The following is a 17,270-nucleotide window of genomic DNA, read 5'->3' on the forward strand; positions in this document are numbered from 1 at the left end:
GTAAAACAAATTCTACGTCGTTTTCAACTGTTTGCGAGCGATAAACTCAGCCGCCAACGCTTTGGGATCGCCCTCAAAGGTCACCGTACCTGTGGCACGCACTTCATCCGGCATACTCGAAACCGTGCAACTAGGTGCGGTCTGCGCCCAAACTGTACCACCTTGCTGGCGCATTAAGCGAACCGCCGCTTTTCCATCGTTGCCCATACCGGTGAACACAATAACGCCAGACTTAGCTCCGTATATCGACGCCACGTTTGCCACTATTTGATTAATAGCCGGCTTGTAGCTACCAGACCAAGGCTTCGGATTTACCACAAGCGAGCCATTGGCTTGCACTTCGGCCTGTTCATCCGGCCTAATAATGAGCACTTGATTATTGGCCACTAACGCGCCGTTCACTGCCAAAACAGCGGGGAACTTTGTCCCTTTGCTGATTGCCTGAGCAAGATTAACATCAAAGCCCTGATCAATATGTTGTGCGTAGATAAACGCGACATTCAACCCTAAAGGCAACTCACTCAAAAACAATTTCACCGCCGCAGGGCCGCCGGTGGATGCTGCTAACACCCAAACTTCATCTGGCACATCACGCTGACTCGCCACATTCACCATGCCTGGGATCTGGCGTAATTTACTCGATACCCTTCGATGCCATGTCGATTCTTGCACGAGTTGTCCATCGTCAAAAATCACCGGCACATCGAGACCTTTCAGCCATTCTTCAGCGACTGGGTTTTCCCGATCACCGTCGAAAACAACAACCCAGGCATCGGCAATAATTGCATCAATATTGTCGCGATCATCGCAATCTAGAACAGCGCTAACTTGGTAGCCCTGCTCAATAATGAGCTTCTTGTAAAGCGCCTGCAAACCGGGATTTTCCAACAACAACCCGATTCGAAATAGATCTTTCAAACTGACTCTTCCTTGAATCCACTTTCACTCGCCCGTGAGTTAGTGTTGATTCTCACCACTCAACTCGCGAATATTGGCCAATAGACCATCCTCTTGATAGGGTTTACCCATATATTTATTAACCCCCAAACTGAAGGCGCGCTCGCGATGCTTATCGCCAGTACGCGAGGTAATCATAATAATAGGTATATGCTTCAAGCGGCTGGTCGAACGAATGTTTTTGGCAACTTCAAAACCATCCATCCGCGGCATTTCAATATCCAGCAACATCACATCTGGGATGACATCTTGCAATATTCTTAAGGCATCCGCGCCATCTTTTGCCGTGATAACGTTATAACCCTCTCGCTCCAAGAACCGGCTCGTTACTTTACGCACGGTTACCGAGTCATCCACCACCATCACCAAGCGCGCCGAATCTTCTTCGTCGACAGACGAGGGGGCATTCAACAATTGGGCTTGCGTAAGACTGAGCGCGGCTTCCTTACGGATCATGGCATGCAGATCCAAAATAACGACCACGCTACCATCACCCATCACCGTGGCACCGGATAGGCCTTGCACAGTACTGAACTGATGCCCCAAGGTCTTTACCACAATTTCTCGGCTACCCATTAGAGTATCAACCTGCAAGGCTACAGCATGCTCAGAACTACGCACCAAAATCACCGGCAGTGGCAACGCATGACCTTCCAATTTTGGCCTGAGTTCTTTATTCAGCATATTACCTAAATAACGCACGCGATAATTTTCGCCCGCGTACTCAAAACGCGCATCGGTATCTTGATAATAATGCTCTAGTTCGAACGGACTAACACGCACGATACCTTCAATCGTGTTCAAAGGAATAGCGTAGCGGTCGTCGCCAATCAACACCATCAAGGCGCGGTTTACCGATACGGTAAACGGCAAACGAATCACAAACTCGGTACCTTCGCCATAGCGCGAGTCGATGTACATCGCGCCACCGAGCTGCTTAATCTCCGAGTGAACTACGTCCATTCCGACCCCACGACCAGAAATTTGCGTCACTTTTTCGGCAGTCGTAAAGCCCGCCGATAAAATAAACTGCATGATTTCTTGATCGCTTAACTTAGCATCTGCCGCCATTAAGCCGCGCTCAATGGCCTTTGCTTTTACCCGATCCAGGTTAATACCGCGACCATCGTCAGCCAAACGCAACACCACGTCGCCGCCTTCGCGACCTAAACTTAAAACGATACGTCCTTCGCTCTCTTTACCCGCGGCCCGACGGCCAGCTGCATCTTCAATACCGTGATCCACAGCATTGCGCAACATATGCTCTAGCGGTGCGACCATGCGCTCCAACACCGACCGGTCCATTTCGCCTTCGGCATTATCTAATTCAAAACTAACCTGCTTATCAAGTTCCGTAGCCACCTGCCGCACAATTCGACGCAGCCTTGGCACCAAGCGTGAAAAAGGCACCATGCGCGAGCGCATTAAGCCTTCTTGCAAATCCGTATTAATACGTGATTGCTGCAACAAAAGCGTTTCTGCATCGCGGGTTTTATCCGTCAACGTGCTCTTCAGATCCAACAAATCCGAAGCCGACTCAATCAAAGACTTTGATAGTTGTTGCAATTGAGAGTATCGATCCATTTCTAGAGGATCGAAGTCTTCCGTGTCTTGTAACTGCTCTTGACGGAAAATAATTTGTGCTTCAGTTTCAATATCTAAGCGACGAAGCTGTTCCTGCAAACGCGAAATAGTGGATTCCATTTCGTCAATCGCAACACCAATTTCACTGACCTGCTCTTCCATTCGACCACGCGAGATGGACGTTTCACCGGCAAGGTTTACCAGATCTTCCAGCAGATCAGCAGATATCTTTACCACTTCCTGCGGTTGATTGCGCTTAACGGCCAGTTGCGCGGCTGCCCGACTTTGCTTGCTTGCCTCTTTCGACTTAGTACCTGCCACTGAAGGTGCGGGTGCGCGAGGGTTAAAAGGAATAACATCAGCCGAGGTATAAGGTCTGTGCGGCACGACTTGCTGGCTAGTTTGCTGCGCCGGTTTTGGCTCTACAACCTCAGCAATGTCTGCCTGCTCCGTATCAGCGGCTTGATCACTTTCATCATTGGCAGACGCCGGTGTAGATGCCTCAGTACTATCGTCGGTTGCGCTACCCAGGGTAGAGAGATCGGTTTTAGCGGCCTTATCAATGGCTCGCATTGCCTCGGCTAGGCCTTCTGGCTCATAGCTTTGTACCGCGACTCTGACTTTTTCTGTGCCGTTTAGCAGTAAATCCTGATATTGATGCATAACGTCAAAGAGCTGTGCATCAACTTCAATACCGTTGTTTTCGCGACCAATAAGGTAAGTTTCGAATTCGTGAGAAATATCACCTAAGCCGGTGAGGCCTGCCAAGCGAGCACCACCCTTTAAGGTATGCAGAATTCGCTTCAGCTCATCTAAATAAGTACTGCTCGACCAATCTTCAGACCAACCATTGATGGCGTGATCTGTTTCTTCGAGAAGTTCGTCGGCCTCTTCCAGAAAAATCTCAAAAATTTCTGGATCAATTTCCTCTTCAGCGATATCCGAAACGTGCTCTGCAATCGCTAGAGGTGCACTGGGCACTTCTGCTTCTGCTTCTGCTTCTGCTTCTGCTTCTGCTTCTGCTTCCAGTATTATATTTAACTCAGTTTCTTCCGCCGCAACGGTTTGATCACTAGGCTCGATAATAAAGGGCGTTGGGTCTTCTTCTGGCTCAAGCTCAACATCCTGCACATCAGGCAATGTCAGCTCTAATTCCTCAGATTCAATCACTGAGTCATTCGAAGAATAATCTAAGCTAATGTCTGCTTCGCTTTCCGGCTCGGCCTCAAGTGCTTCGGAGGGTAGTGTGAAAACAATATCCTCGTCCGATTCTTCTGGCAATAAATCAGCGGGAATTTCGCCACCGAGATCAATCGGCGCGAGGGAGACCAAAGACACCATAATATCATCGGCGACTGGCGTGATATTTTGACCCGCGGCCACGGCATCAACCATGTCTAGCAATGCATCGTGGCCGGTATGTAAAATCCCGTAGCCAACTGCATCAATGGTCACTTGACCCGCCGCAACGCCCTCATACACTTGTTTAAGCTGACCGCTTAAACCACTCATTTGTACGAGGTTTGCGTGTTCTGCGCCTCTTTCTAAATTTGCTAACTCGCTGCAGAGTGCAGCCATTTGTTCTGTAACAATTCCCTCGTCTTGCCAGGCGCGCAGCATCTCGTCGGCACCCAAAAGAAGATTCATTTCCTCCGCCATAAAAATACTGAGCAGTTCAGGGTCTACCTTTCTTTTGCCCTGAATTTCAGCTTCCTGCTGGCGAATTAACGGCCCCACAGACAATTCTTTTAACTCGGCCACGCGAGCGATAAATTGTTGCAAGTGCGGAAACTCAACTTCTCGGCCAGCGGAAATATTTTCCAGAGCTGCACGAGTATAAGTTACCGCGTCGCCAATCAGCTGCAGTATGTCTTCGTCAATATTAACTTGGTAGGAACGCAGTTCTTTAACAAAGCGCTCTAGTGGCGTAGCCATTTCTGCAATGGATGCCACATCTGCCATATGCGCACTGCCTTTTAGGGTATGCAGTGCACGCTGTAAATTTTCACTAGGGGGCGTATACAGAGGTGCCTGTTCTTGCATCTCAAGTACAAACGCTTCCACTTCCTCTAAGTGGGTATTGGCCTCTGAGCCAAAAATCTCCCACAGCATGGAATCTGGCTCATTGTCATCGTCTTCCATGACAGGCGCTGCGGCACTCGGCTCGACGCCGGCCAGTAACTCCGCTGGAATATTACCCTTCGATAAACTCTCAGCCCATTCCCGATACTGCGTCGCTGCCACTTGATCTGGCACCGGCTTTTTCTCTTGGAACGCATTGATCATGCCCGGGAAGAGGGCTACAACTCGCTCAATTAAATCCAAATGGATGGTATTAGGTTCTATGCTGCCATCGATAATACGATTTAGCATATTCTCGATTGACCAGGCCAACTCACCGATATCCATGGCTTTAACCATGCGACCAGAGCCCTTCAGCGTATGGAAGGCTCGTCTAAATTCTGTGAGAGCTTCTTGATCATTGAAATCCTCTTTCCAACGCGGAAAAAATTCATTGATCGTTTCAATAACTTCTTCTGCTTCCTCGATAAAGATTTCACGAATCTCTTCATCGACCTCGTCTTCTTCATCGACAACAGCAGGCTCTGCGGCAGCAGCAATTGGCGCCTCTACTTCAGGCACATGTGCGGGTGGCTCTATATCAAGCGCCGGTGCTGACTCTTCAACGTCACTCGATTGAACGCCGGGGCGATCGAGCTGAATGTCAGGCGTAGCCGGTAAATTCGCGTCGGCCTCAGGCGTGTCGATTTGAAGCTCGTCGCCCAAATCAAGGGCTTGGGTGTCTGCGCTGGCAGCTGCTTCAGTCTCTTCGGGCACAGGAACGTTCATGTCCACATCTTCAACGCCCGCCATCTTTTTCAAGACAGTTTCAGCATTACTCGAGGTCGACGACGTTTCCGTTTTTAATTTACTTACCGCAACAGCGTAACCTAAGGCTTCCACACTCTCTTCTGCCACGCTCAGCAGAAGATCATCATCTTCGTCTAGATCGCCACCTAGGCGCTCTAAATAATATTCAACGCTTGTTATTGCGTCGGCCAAAATATCGAGCGTTGACCATTCTGGCGGCGTGCTAGCGCCCAACAGCTTTTCTTCTACAAAGCGAGCGCAAGCACCAATAATGCGAGCCGGCCTTGGTAGCGGCACCATGTCTAAACCACCGCGAATCTCGCGCAGCATGTTGGGCACATTACCTAAGTGAGACTGGCCCCACTGGGATGCGATGTATTCAATCACCGCATCTTTTGCTTGTTCCAAACCATTACGGCACTCGCGCAACACTTGTTCTTGCGCTTCATTTAAGTTGATGTCGCGCAAAGGCACCTGGCCGCTTGCACTACCGGCGTTTCGCGCTAAATTTTGCAGGCCATTTTCAACATCGATGATTTCACCGGCAACGCCCATCAACACATCGTGGGTTAATGTTTCAGGCTGCTGAATAGCGCGATCCAGTACCGATGTTTGCGCTAAGATTTTTTGCCTTAGCGAACCGAGTCCCAATACCGCGAGCGTATCAGAAACACGCTTTAACACTGGCAACGCGTCTTGAACATGTGCGGTTGAATTTTCACCCGTCAAACACATATCCATGGCATGTTTAATAATATCCAACTCGTCGCCAATGGCGGCAACAACACTACGCATGGCCTCGCCATCTGGCCCGCTTAATAGGTCCTCATCGTCGGAATCTTCCGACTTTTCGGCTGGCAGCGCTTCGGCTAAACGGTATTTAGTCTTGATATTGCTCAGCTGCGGCGCCTGCGATTCGGCGCGCGCAATGTAATACAGTAAATTTTTTAACAGCTCATGAGGCGAGCCAGCCTTCAAGGCTTTTAAGCCGTGCACCGAAAGCACTTTTATTTCGCGATCGAGCTGACGCAGTAAATTTTTAACAGAGACGCTGGCTTCAATCGAGTCGTTTTGTAAACCCTCGATCAATGCAAGAGAAATTTCCCACAGCGGTTGGCGCGCAGTGCCCTGCGTCAACTTGTGAAGCTTGCTAAAAACTTTGTGTAAGTAAGTTAAACTTTCGTCGGTTTTAACACCGCGAATAACACCAGCGGCGGCCATTTGATACATCTGCCGCAGCTTCGTGACCATAGCGACGAATTGCTTCGGGTCCTCGGCAAGTGGGATGCGCTGACCGGTAATTTTTTTCGCCGCCGTCATATCGGGCGTAAAAAGTTGTGTCTCGGTAAGCAGACTTTCACCGCGCACGGCACGCAGATCATTTAGCAGTGGTAACACCATTGCAGGGTGATCTTTACGACTACTTTTAATGTGCTCCAAATAAAGCGGCAATTGCAAAATGGCCCGCATCAGGACTTCTTGCCCTTCGGACTCATTTTTAACCAGGCCGTTCATGAGCGCCTGCGCTAGCTGCTCCATCTCTTCAGCCATGAGCGCCGCGCCATAGAACTCCACCATCTTTAGGGAGCCGTGCACTTGATGGATATGAGTAAGACAAAACCGAATACGAGTAGCGTCTTTCGAGTTCTCGACATAGGCCTCGAGAGCTTGGCGCGCTTGCTTCAGCGATTCGCCAATTTCTCCTATCACCCAATCCAGGGCTGCAAAGTTACGGTTGTCTCCCAATGGGCCGTCCTCTCTTCTTTAGCCGCGGGCGTTGCCAGCGGCGATACGCATGTAGGCTTGAATTTCATCGCCGCCTACGCGCTTCAATTTAGGGTGATTCCAGTCTGTGATCTCGCCAAGTCCAACGACCAATACGCCGTTTGGCTTTAATCTTTCCACCAGGAGATTGAGAATTTCTCTACGCCGCCAACGGCGAAAATAAATCAATAAATTCTGGCAAAAAATCACATCCATGGGCACGGCTGGCATCTTGTTTATTTCCAGCACATTGCCATGTGTAAAACACACACGATCTCGTATTTTATCGACCACTTGCAGGTTATTTCCCACAGTAGTGAAGTATCTTGCGCGCTCTTGTTGAGTCGCCAGCTCCGCTCGCCTAGCGGGGTACAAACCCAGCCTAGCCTTTTGCAGCGACGGCATGCTGATATCTGTTGCCGTAACACCAAAGTAGGGCTCTAACGCACCGAGCTCAAAGCAATCATTGGTCACCATGGCCAAGGTATAAGGCTCTTCACCGGTGGCGCAACCTACGCTCCAAATGTCAAAGCTACCATTGAGTGACTGATTATCGATGCGCGACTGGACTAAACGGCGAACGTATTCGATGGACGGGCGATGACGAAAAAAGCTGGTCTCTTTGACCACTAATCGATCGACCAGCACCGACCACTCGACGATGCCTTGTAAGCCGTCGATCACCTGGCTTAAGTAGTCCCGATAATCCGCGCAATCCAGCTCGCGCATACGGCTTGCAATCTGTGTCTGCAAGAATGCACGCTGGTGCGGCGCCACCTGAATACCCGTACGATCTTCCAGCAATTTACTCCATTGCTGAAATTCCGTATCTGACAATTCGGGCAACGCCCGCAACGACCACACCACGCTGCTAAGTCCCGACTAACTACGCTTTTTGCGCGCTATCGAGATCTAAACTGCTTAGCTCCGCATTGAACTCACCATCGAGATCAAAGCTCACTTCGTCGTCATCTTCATCGACAGTGTCATCTAAGGTCAGTGCATCGTCGTTGTAAGAGCCACTTAATTCTTCAGGTAACTTGAAGCCCGCTACCGACTCACGTAAGTCGAGTGCCATTTCCGCCAGCGTACCAATCGACTGTGCCGTAGCAGAAGTACCGGCTGATGTTTGCGACGTAATCTCTTGAATAACATTCATCGTGTTGGAGATGTGACCCGCTGACGAGGCCTGCTGACGTGCGGCGTTCGAAATGTTCTGAATCAATTCCGCCAAGCTTGACGATACGTTTTCAATTTCTTCCAGTGCCACACCCGCATCCTGTGCGAGGCGAGCTCCACGTACCACTTCGGCCGTGGTTTGTTCCATCGAAATTACCGCTTCGTTGGTATCGTTCTGAATCGTTTTAACCAGCGCCTCAATCTGCTTTGTTGCCGCAGCAGAACGTTCCGCAAGACGCTGTACTTCATCCGCTACCACCGCAAAGCCTCGACCGGCGTCACCCGCCATCGATGCCTGAATAGCAGCGTTAAGTGCCAGAATGTTGGTTTGGTCAGCAATGTCGTTAATCAGCGATACGATGTCACCAATTTCCTGTGACGATTCACCCAGTCGCTTAATACGCTTCGAGGTATCTTGAATCTGTTCGCGAATGGTATCCATCCCGTGGATGGTGTTCTGTACCACTTTTGCACCGTTGCTCGCGATCGATACCGACCGCTCCGCTACCGCCGCTGATTCGGCGGCGTTGGCAGATACTTGGTCAATGGTGACCGCCATTTCATTTACCGCGGCCGATGCACCGGCAATTTCTTGCGCCTGATGCTCAGAGGCCTCGGCCAGATGCAATGCAGTTTGCTGGGTTTCCTGTGCCGCCGACGATACGTTCACAGCCGTTTCGTTGATTCGAGAAACCAGTACGCGCAGTTGGTCAATGGTGAAGTTAATGGAGTCAGCAATCGCACCAGTGAAATCTTCCGTTACCGTGGCAGTGGTTGTCAGGTCACCATCTGCGAGGTCGGCTAACTCATCAAGTAGACGCAAAATCGCGTTCTGGTTACGTTCGTTGGTCTCTTCTTCCACCACCAGTCGCTGACGTGTGCCCTGTGACCACTGGAAACCGATGGCAACAATGGCAATTACACCAATTAAACCAAGAATCGCAATGGTTAAGTTGTTTGGCTGACGATCACCGGCATTCACAACAATCTTGTCAGAAAGATTAGTGAGTGCTTCCAGTAAGCGTGGCGAGTCATCGAGAATTTGGTTGGTTGCTTGACGCGCTTTAAACAGTGCGGGTGACGCTTCGAAAATTTCGCGGATAGAACTACTTACGAATTCAAATAACTCGGAAATTTCATCCAAGCTTCCTACCGCCTCGCGCTCAGTAACACGCGAAATACTCATCGCAGCATCGCCGCTCTTCATACCCAAGAGCACCTTACCGAATAAGTTGGCATCGAGGTTGAACTGGTCGGCGGCCTGATCCGCATCGGTACCACCACGGAGCATTTTATCCACGTTTCGTCCGATACGTTCTGCACGCCAAGACTGCATCTGCGCAACAGATACCTGATCCGCGGGAGCATCACTTTCCAACAAAATTTCAACGATATTATTATGCTCTGCCTGCAGTTCCGGCAGCGATTCGTTCAGCGTAATAGCGACATCGTTTAGGAAGATGATGGTGTCTTTGTTGGTTACGATGGCGTTTGAGCTAGCCTTCACACTCTGCCAAATTGCGTCAAAGCCGGCGAACTCTTCCGCTAGCGCTGTGCGAGTATCAATATCCGACGCGCGCAGCCTGTCCCACAGACCACCCATTTCAGTGATCACCTTTGCCAATTCAGGGAAGGCCTGCTCGTTGCCCGAGGTGGCTTCACGAGCCAGCGACGTGACACGGAATGATAGGGCGCGCAATTCAGCGGTTAACTGCAGATAACTCTGATCTTTCGCGGTGTTTTGTTGCACCAAATAGAAACTCGCACCCATCAGTACAAGTACAACCAACAAAGCGGCGGCCAATAAAGCCATCACTGGGTTGCCTCGCATAGATGCGACTATGCCCCTTCTTTCATTCTTCATGCTACGCTCCTGACCAACGTTGCGTGTGACTAAAAAATTTCAGCGGGCAAGCCCGCTTAAAAATACGTTTAAGTGGTTAATCTTCTGCCGCATTCACAAAACGCGGCTCGCCGGCTAAGCTCGCCGGGCTAAATACATTCCATTGATTCTCGCCCTGACGATAAGCGCCGCTGACAAAAGGCGACAAAGCCTGAGGCAAATCGGTGCCATCTTCGTGGAAAGTATCGACGGGGAAATGCTGCATACCAAACACTTGATCAACGATTAAACCTGAATACAATTCATCGCGATCAAGAATCAACACGCGCCGCTGTTTGCGGTGACTGGAAATTTTTGAACCAAAAAAAGCCGCCAAATCGAACAGAGGCAACAAGCGACCGCGCACGTTAGCGACGCCGCGCACCCAGGGCTGAACACCGGGCAGTCGCGTATAGGGTGGGACTTCAAGCATCTCACTGATTTCATCCATAGGCGCGACAAAGCGCCGCCCCATCAATGAAAAACCAATGCCACTCCAATGTGGTTTGATTGCGACCTGTGCAGGCAAACCTCGAGCGAAGTGCTTACTGCGGCCAGCAAGCTCAACTAAGGCCTGAAAAGCTCTTGATTCCTTTGCCTGGGGCTCTGACATGAATTCCTCTTACACCAGTTAATTCAATGCCTAGGCCATTGCGTCAGCAATGGCTTGCACCAAGGTCTTCTCGCTGATGGGCTTAGTCAGATAGGCTTTTGCTCCCTGACGCATTCCCCAAACGCGATCGGTTTCCTGATCTTTGGTGGTTACAATGATAACGGGAATATGTGCAGTTTCACTCGCCTTGCTTAATTGGCGAGTTGCCTGAAAGCCATTGAGGCCAGGCATAACTATATCCATTAACACCAAGTCTGGGCGCTCTTTTTTCGCGACAGCAACGCCCTGCTCACCGTTCTCAGCAGTAATCACGGCATGGCCGTTTTTCTCGAGAATGCTGGTTAGCTTGTAAGTTTCTGTGGGTGAATCGTCGACGATTAGCACTTTTGCCATAGGTCCCCCGGGAACATCTCGTTTTTGTTATTGACGTATGAGCGGCACAGCCAGCCCTAGTTTAAGATGCCTTTGCCTGACCCACGTGAGTCTGGATAGCACCAAGCAGTTCCGTCTTTGAGAATGGCTTAGTCAAATATTGATCAGAGCCTACTATCCTGCCTTTAGCCTTATCAAAAAGGCCATCCTTGCTCGATAGCATGATTACTGGAGTCGATTTAAACTCGCTATTATTCTTAATAAGTGCACAAGTTTGATAGCCATCTAAACGCGGCATCATGATATCTACAAAGATGATATCAGGCCTTGTATCGGCGATCTTCGCCAGCGCATCAAAACCATCGGTTGCTGTAATGACAGTACAACCGGCCTTATTCAGTAATGTTTCAGCTGTTCGACGAATCGTTTTACTGTCGTCGATCACCATAACTTTCAGGCTTTCCAGATTGACGTCCATAATGTATGTGTGCCTTTCGCTTTAATGTGTACCTCGACCAGGCCTCATACCAAAGGCGGCTAATCGTTGCACGATCAGCATAGCAGTCCCATTAAAATATGACGACTGACCTGGATTTTCGACGAAGTGACCGCCGATTGAATGTTTTAACACAGTTGTTAAGCTTACGCTATAAGCGCCTGAATAAAATGGGAATTTACCCGCAACGTGACGCATCCTATAGCTCTGAAAAGCCGATAACGTTATCCTTCAACTCAAGGACGACTCAAGCCAGTCTCCCCTCAGTCTAAAGAACCAATTTTGCACACCAAGCATGAGGTAACCTATGACAATTCGCCTAGGTGTCGTGATGGACCCTATCCACACCTTCAACCCGAAGAAAGACACCACCGTCGTCCTTATGCAGGCAGCGATTGCCGCCGGCTGGGAAATCATCGGCTTTGAGCAGGGCGATTTATGGCTAGACCAAGGTATCGCCAAGGGCCTTGGGCGCCGCATTGAGGTTAATGCCGACGCCCATACCCAGCCCACCAACTGGTATCAGGCTGGCGAAGCCACCCAGCTCCACCTGGGCGAGCTTGATGTGTTATTGATGCGCAAGGACCCACCCTTCGACAGCGAGTACGTCTACAGCACCTACATCCTCGAAGCCGCGCAACGTCAGGGCGCACTGGTCGTTAACGACCCGCAAAGCTTGCGAGACTGCAACGAGAAGGTGTTTGCGACTCAATTCCCGACCTGCTGCCCGCCGGTGCTGGTGACTCGCAACAACAAACTGCTGCGCGAGTTTCACCAGACCCACAGCGACGTCATATTTAAGCCCCTCGACGGCATGGGCGGCAGCGGCATTTTCCGCGTCAAAGCCGACGACCCCAATGTCGGCGTGATTCTCGAAACCCTCACCCATTTTGGCAAAGAGACCATCATGGCGCAGCGCTATTTACCGGAAATCAAGGCCGGCGATAAGCGCATCTTAGTCATCGATGGCGAACCTGTGCCCTACAGCCTAGCGCGCATACCTAGCCAGGGCGAAACCCGAGGTAACCTAGCAGCCGGCGGCACCGGGGTGGCGCAACCGCTATCAGAGCGCGATCGCTGGATCGTCGCACAAGTAGCGCCCAGCCTCGTTGCCAAAGGCCTGCTATTTGTTGGCCTCGATGTTATTGGCGACTATTTAACTGAGATTAACGTCACCAGCCCCACCTGTGCGCGGGAAATAAACAACGCCTTTAATACCGATATTGGCGCGTTACTCATTGCGGCAATCGCCAAGCGTCTAGAGGCCAAATAGCACCATGAGTGAAGCGCTAGCGTCGACCGCGCCGGGAATTGCAAACAGCGAAAGCCAAGGCGATCGGCTGACATTTACCTTGTTTGTCGCCATTGCCTTTCACGCACTGGTGATCCTAGGTATTGGTTTCAGCATCGACCCCGCTGGCGGCCAAATGCCAACCCTAGAGATCACGCTGGCCAACCACAAAAGTGCAACGGCGCCAGAAAAGGCCGACTTCCTCGCCCAGCAAGACCAAGAAGCGAGCGGCACAATTGATGAGGCCAAAGCGCAAACCACGGATCAATCAGCCGAGTTCTTCGCGCCCTCCATCAACGACGTCAACCCCATGCCTCAGCAGCGCCAGATCAAGCCCAGCGAAAGGCGCGACGACCAGCTGGTAACGACCACCAGCAAAAGCAGCCACAGCGCCAGCCTACAGCTAGACCAACCTACACCCGAGCAGGAAGAGCGCGACGGCGATATTGAAGAGCGCCCAAATTACAACGAAGAAATTGCCAGCTTGATGGCAGAAATCGATCGTCAGCGCCAGCAATACGCCAAGCGGCCAAGAGTCAGACACCTCACCTCCGTGGCCACTAAAAGCTCGGCCGAAGCCGCCTATTTACTGAAGTGGACAGACAAGGTCGAGTTTGTCGGCAACCGCAACTTCCCAGAAGAAGCGCTGCGCAAAGAAATTTTTGGCACCTTAACCATCGCCGTCAGAATTCTACCGGACGGCCGCGTCGACCGACTCGAAGTGACCACGCCCTCTGGCTATCGGCTGCTCGACGATGCAGCGCTGGCCATCATTCGCGACGCCTCGCCCTTTGCGCCTATTCCTTTAGACGTACTTAAAGATCACACCCATCTAGAGATTGTGCGCTCGCTCAGCTTCGAAATCAGCGGCTTAAAATCGCGTGAAGCTCAAAATTAGCCGCTTGTTTTTTCGCGCCCTAACCCCATACTGATTGCATGAGCAAATCAAAAAAAATTAGTCGAGACGAATTGAAAGCCGGCAGCCTTAAAGGCCGCTTCTTGGTGTCTATGCCGTGCCTACAAGACCCTTACTTCAACCACTCCATCACCTACATTTGCGATCACAGCGAAGATGGCGCTATGGGGTTAGTGCTCAACCACCCCTTGAGCGATATCAATGTGGGCGATATTTTCGAGCAGCTGGATTTAGTCACCGACCAAGAGCTAGCCAATGAGCCGGTGTTCTCCGGCGGCCCGGTGCAGAAAGAGCGCGGCTTCGTGCTCCACCCCCAAGGCCAGGAGTGGGACTCGACTATTGCCATATCAAGCAAGGTAAACCTCACCGCGTCCAAAGACATTCTCGCCTCCATGGCCGCCGGCCACGGCCCCTCAAAAGCGATTGTGGCGCTCGGCTATGCGGGCTGGGAGGCAGGCCAGCTAGAGGATGAAATTGCCAATAACGCTTGGATTACGCTCGACGGCGACGATTCCTTACTGTTCGACACACCCGCGCATTTACGCTGGTCTGCGGCGGCAAAGATGCTCGGTTTCGACCTTAATTTACTGTCTAATCACGTAGGTCATGCGTGACCCAATCCATCATCGCCTTCGACTTCGGCACCCAAAACATTGGCGTCGCCTACGGTCAAACCCTGACCAACACCGCACGTGAGCTACAGGCATTAAAAGCCAAAGACGGCATACCTAACTGGCCCGACATAGAGCGATTGCTACAGCAATGGCAACCGTCTCTACTGCTTGTTGGCCTGCCCTTAAATATGGACGGCAGCGAAAGCGAGCTAGCCGCTCGAGCGCGAAAGTTTGGCAACCGACTGCATGGCCGCTTTGGCACACAAGTGGCACTGTGGGACGAAAGGTTAAGTACTCGCGAAGCCAAGGCAGAAGCGCAGGCGCGCGGGCACAAAGGGCATTATAAAAGTGACCCTATCGATTCTATTGCCGCCCGGCTAATTTTAGAAAGCTGGCTAAATGACAACGCCGCCAACGGCTAACAGCGCTTTTTATCAGTCACTCAAAACAAAAAGCCTCCTAAACGGAGGCTTGTTACGCAACCCGTCAGAAAAACATCAATACATTCTGCCGTTATTTGGCTCCTCTTTCTCGATGGTCAACTCATCGGCAGCATTACTGAGGTACTCCGCATCGGTTTCCGATCCCAGTTTAATCAACAGGCGCAGATCGTTAGGTGAGTCAGCGTAAGACAGCGCGTCTTCGTAAGTAATTTCGCCGCGGTCGTACAAATCGTAGAGCGCCTGATCGAAGGTTTGCATTCCCAGCTCGGTCGACTTTTTCATCAGCGGCTTCAGTTCGTGAACCGAACCCTTGCGAATTAAATCCTGCGCCAAAGGCGTATTGAGCAACACCTCCAAACAGGCGCGGCGCCCCAGCCCATCCGGCGTTGGAATTAATTGCTGGGCGATAATGCCACGCAAGTTTAGCGCCAAATCCATCCACAACTGCGAGTGACGATCGGCTGGGAAGAAGTGAATAATACGATCGAGTGCCTGGTTGGCGTTGTTGGCGTGCAAGGTACATAAGCACAGATGGCCGGTTTCGGCAAAGGCGATAGCGTGATCCATGGTCTCGCGCGAGCGCACTTCGCCAATCAAGATAACATCGGGCGCCTGACGCAAGGTATTTTTCAGGGCTATCTCAAAGCTATCGGTATCAATACCCACTTCGCGCTGGGTCACAATACAACCCTGATGCTGATGAATAAATTCAATCGGGTCTTCAATGGTAATGATGTGACCTTTGGAGTTTCGATTTCGGTGGCCAATCATAGACGCCAGCGAAGTCGACTTACCCGTACCGGTGGCGCCCACAAAAATGATCAAGCCGCGCTTGGTCATCGCCAGCTCTTTGATAATTTCCGGCAAGCCCAAGTCGTCAATTTTTGGAATATTGGTTTCAATGCGACGCAACACCATGCCGGCCAAGTTGCGTTGATAAAACGCACTAACACGAAAACGACCGATACCACGCGCAGAAATCGCAAAGTTTAATTCTTTGGCCTCAATAAATTCCACCCGTTGTTTTTCGTTCATCACGCTCAACACCACTTCTCGCGATTTCTCTGGCGACAAAGGCGTGGTGGTGACTGGCACAACTTTACCGTGCAATTTAATCGACGGTGGAACGCCCGCCGTGATAAACAAATCCGAGGCGCCCTTCTCAACCATCAGGCTTAATAATCGATCAAAATCCATAACCTAAGCCTCTTAGAAATTTTCCGGAATTTTAGCTTTCTCGCGCGCCACATCCCGACCAATAATGCGCCTGGCTACCATGTCAGCCAAACACTGATCCATCGTCTGCATACCCACGGCGGCGCCGGTCTGAATGGCGGAATACATTTGCGCCACTTTATCTTCGCGAATCAAGTTTCGAATAGCCGGAGTACCCCGCATAATTTCATGGGCAGCCACGCGGCCACCGCCGGTTTTTTTCATCAAGGTTTGCGAAATAACTGCCTGCAAAGATTCCGATAACATCGAGCGCACCATGGCTTTTTCAGCGGCGGGAAATACGTCGATAATTCGGTCAATGGTTTTTGCCGCCGACTGGGTGTGCAAAGTGCCGAAGACCAAGTGACCGGTTTCCGCTGCTTCAAGCGCCAATTTAATGGTTTCCAAGTCGCGCATCTCACCCACCAGAATAATATCCGGGTCTTCACGCAAAGCGGAGCGCAGTGCGGCGGAAAAACCGTGCGTATCGCGATGCACTTCGCGCTGGTTAATCAAACACTTTTTACTTTCGTGGACGAATTCGATTGGGTCTTCGATGGTGAGAATGTGCTGGTATTTGTTGTCGTTAATATAATCGACCATGGCCGCAAGGGTGGTGGACTTACCGGAACCGGTGGGCCCCGTCACCAGGCAAATACCCCGCGGCGTGTTACAGATATCGCGAAACACCTGCCCCATACCCAACTCTTCCATGTTCAAAACTTTTGACGGAATGGTACGAAATACCGCGCCAGCGCCTCGGTTTTGGTTGAAGGCGTTAACCCGGAAGCGCGCGACACCAGGTACTTCGAACGAGAAATCCGTTTCTAAAAATTCTTCGTAGTCTTTGCGCTGCCTGTCGTTCATGATTTCATAAATAAGGCCGTGCACTTGCTTGTGCTGCATGGGCGGCAAATTAATACGGCGCACATCACCATCAACGCGTATCATGGGCGGCAAACCAGACGAAAGGTGTAAATCTGATGCGCCCTGCTTAGCGCTAAATGCCAAAAGTTCGGTAATATCCATACAGTGACCTTATTTTCGATATCAATACGTAATTCAATGAGGCC

The 17,270-nt window shown here is 50.9% G+C and carries 13 protein-coding genes; 4 read left to right on the forward strand and 9 right to left on the reverse strand.

Annotation, left to right across the window (positions count from 1 at the left end):
- Positions 1–12 precede the first annotated feature (12 nt).
- The 7 genes from ACGHTT_RS17860 to pilG all read right to left on the reverse strand — a co-directional run bounded on the left by ACGHTT_RS17860 (position 13) and on the right by pilG (position 11,700).
- Positions 13–918: a chemotaxis protein CheB gene (locus tag ACGHTT_RS17860; protein ID WP_390592347.1), complete on the reverse strand. Its 906-nt coding sequence runs from the start codon at positions 916–918 to the stop codon at positions 13–15.
- Between the two features lie 39 nt (positions 919–957).
- Positions 958–7,158 (reverse strand): Hpt domain-containing protein, encoded by a 6,201-nt coding sequence (locus ACGHTT_RS17865; protein WP_390592348.1) that lies wholly within the window; start codon positions 7,156–7,158, stop codon positions 958–960.
- Positions 7,159–7,176: 18 nt separating this feature from the next.
- Positions 7,177–8,013 (reverse strand): CheR family methyltransferase, encoded by an 837-nt coding sequence (locus ACGHTT_RS17870; protein ID WP_390592350.1) that lies wholly within the window; start codon positions 8,011–8,013, stop codon positions 7,177–7,179.
- Positions 8,014–8,062: 49 nt separating this feature from the next.
- The gene (locus ACGHTT_RS17875; RefSeq protein WP_390592351.1) at positions 8,063–10,219 is read right to left on the reverse strand and encodes a methyl-accepting chemotaxis protein; all 2,157 of its coding nucleotides are present in this window, start codon (positions 10,217–10,219) and stop codon (positions 8,063–8,065) included.
- 76 nt (positions 10,220–10,295) lie between these two features.
- Positions 10,296–10,850: a chemotaxis protein CheW gene (locus ACGHTT_RS17880; RefSeq protein WP_290259696.1), complete on the reverse strand. Its 555-nt coding sequence runs from the start codon at positions 10,848–10,850 to the stop codon at positions 10,296–10,298.
- Positions 10,851–10,880: 30 nt separating this feature from the next.
- Positions 10,881–11,243, reverse strand: coding sequence for a twitching motility response regulator PilH (pilH, locus tag ACGHTT_RS17885; protein WP_290259697.1), 363 nt, complete (start codon positions 11,241–11,243; stop codon positions 10,881–10,883).
- A 61-nt stretch (positions 11,244–11,304) separates the two neighbouring features.
- Positions 11,305–11,700, reverse strand: a complete 396-nt coding sequence (gene pilG / locus ACGHTT_RS17890) for a twitching motility response regulator PilG (protein WP_183907265.1) — start codon at positions 11,698–11,700, stop codon at positions 11,305–11,307.
- 325 nt (positions 11,701–12,025) lie between these two features.
- On the opposite strand from pilG, the gene gshB reads away from it, so the two are divergent.
- Genes gshB through ruvX form a run of 4 tightly spaced genes read left to right on the forward strand, consistent with a single transcriptional unit; the run spans position 12,026 to position 14,961 of the window.
- Positions 12,026–12,991 (forward strand): glutathione synthase, encoded by a 966-nt coding sequence (gshB, locus tag ACGHTT_RS17895; RefSeq protein ID WP_390592353.1) that lies wholly within the window; start codon positions 12,026–12,028, stop codon positions 12,989–12,991.
- A 4-nt stretch (positions 12,992–12,995) separates the two neighbouring features.
- Positions 12,996–13,907, forward strand: coding sequence for an energy transducer TonB (locus tag ACGHTT_RS17900; protein ID WP_390592354.1), 912 nt, complete (start codon positions 12,996–12,998; stop codon positions 13,905–13,907).
- Between the two features lie 38 nt (positions 13,908–13,945).
- The gene (locus ACGHTT_RS17905; protein ID WP_390592355.1) at positions 13,946–14,539 is read left to right on the forward strand and encodes a YqgE/AlgH family protein; all 594 of its coding nucleotides are present in this window, start codon (positions 13,946–13,948) and stop codon (positions 14,537–14,539) included.
- Positions 14,536–14,961 (forward strand): Holliday junction resolvase RuvX, encoded by a 426-nt coding sequence (ruvX, locus tag ACGHTT_RS17910; RefSeq protein WP_390592356.1) that lies wholly within the window; start codon positions 14,536–14,538, stop codon positions 14,959–14,961. Before ACGHTT_RS17905 ends, ruvX begins: the two co-directional genes overlap by 4 nt.
- A 75-nt stretch (positions 14,962–15,036) precedes the next feature.
- Here the strand turns inward: ruvX and ACGHTT_RS17915 are convergent, their stop codons facing one another.
- Both ACGHTT_RS17915 and ACGHTT_RS17920 read right to left on the reverse strand, forming a co-directional pair.
- A complete protein-coding gene (locus tag ACGHTT_RS17915; protein ID WP_390592357.1) occupies positions 15,037–16,179 on the reverse strand; it encodes a PilT/PilU family type 4a pilus ATPase in 1,143 nt (380 codons plus the stop codon).
- Positions 16,180–16,191: 12 nt separating this feature from the next.
- A complete protein-coding gene (locus tag ACGHTT_RS17920; RefSeq protein ID WP_290259710.1) occupies positions 16,192–17,226 on the reverse strand; it encodes a type IV pilus twitching motility protein PilT in 1,035 nt (344 codons plus the stop codon).
- Positions 17,227–17,270: the final 44 nt, after the last annotated feature.

The sequence above is a fragment of the Simiduia litorea genome (assembly GCF_042853465.1).
GTDB classification, from domain to species: Bacteria; Pseudomonadota; Gammaproteobacteria; order Pseudomonadales; family Cellvibrionaceae; genus Simiduia; species Simiduia litorea.

Excerpts from the sequence above, each read along its gene's own strand:
- ACGHTT_RS17915 (WP_390592357.1), bottom strand. The coding sequence starts at position 16,179 with ATGGATTTTGATCGATTATTAAGCCTGATGGTTGAGAAGGGCGCCTCG.
- ACGHTT_RS17875 (WP_390592351.1), bottom strand. The coding sequence starts at position 10,219 with ATGAAGAATGAAAGAAGGGGCATAGTCGCATCTATGCGAGGCAACCCA.
- gshB (WP_390592353.1), top strand. The coding sequence starts at position 12,026 with ATGACAATTCGCCTAGGTGTCGTGATGGACCCTATCCACACCTTCAAC.
- ACGHTT_RS17880 (WP_290259696.1), bottom strand. The coding sequence starts at position 10,850 with ATGTCAGAGCCCCAGGCAAAGGAATCAAGAGCTTTTCAGGCCTTAGTT.
- pilG (WP_183907265.1), bottom strand. The coding sequence starts at position 11,700 with ATGGACGTCAATCTGGAAAGCCTGAAAGTTATGGTGATCGACGACAGT.
- pilH (WP_290259697.1), bottom strand. The coding sequence starts at position 11,243 with ATGGCAAAAGTGCTAATCGTCGACGATTCACCCACAGAAACTTACAAG.
- ACGHTT_RS17905 (WP_390592355.1), top strand. The coding sequence starts at position 13,946 with ATGAGCAAATCAAAAAAAATTAGTCGAGACGAATTGAAAGCCGGCAGC.
- ACGHTT_RS17920 (WP_290259710.1), bottom strand. The coding sequence starts at position 17,226 with ATGGATATTACCGAACTTTTGGCATTTAGCGCTAAGCAGGGCGCATCA.
- ACGHTT_RS17900 (WP_390592354.1), top strand. The coding sequence starts at position 12,996 with ATGAGTGAAGCGCTAGCGTCGACCGCGCCGGGAATTGCAAACAGCGAA.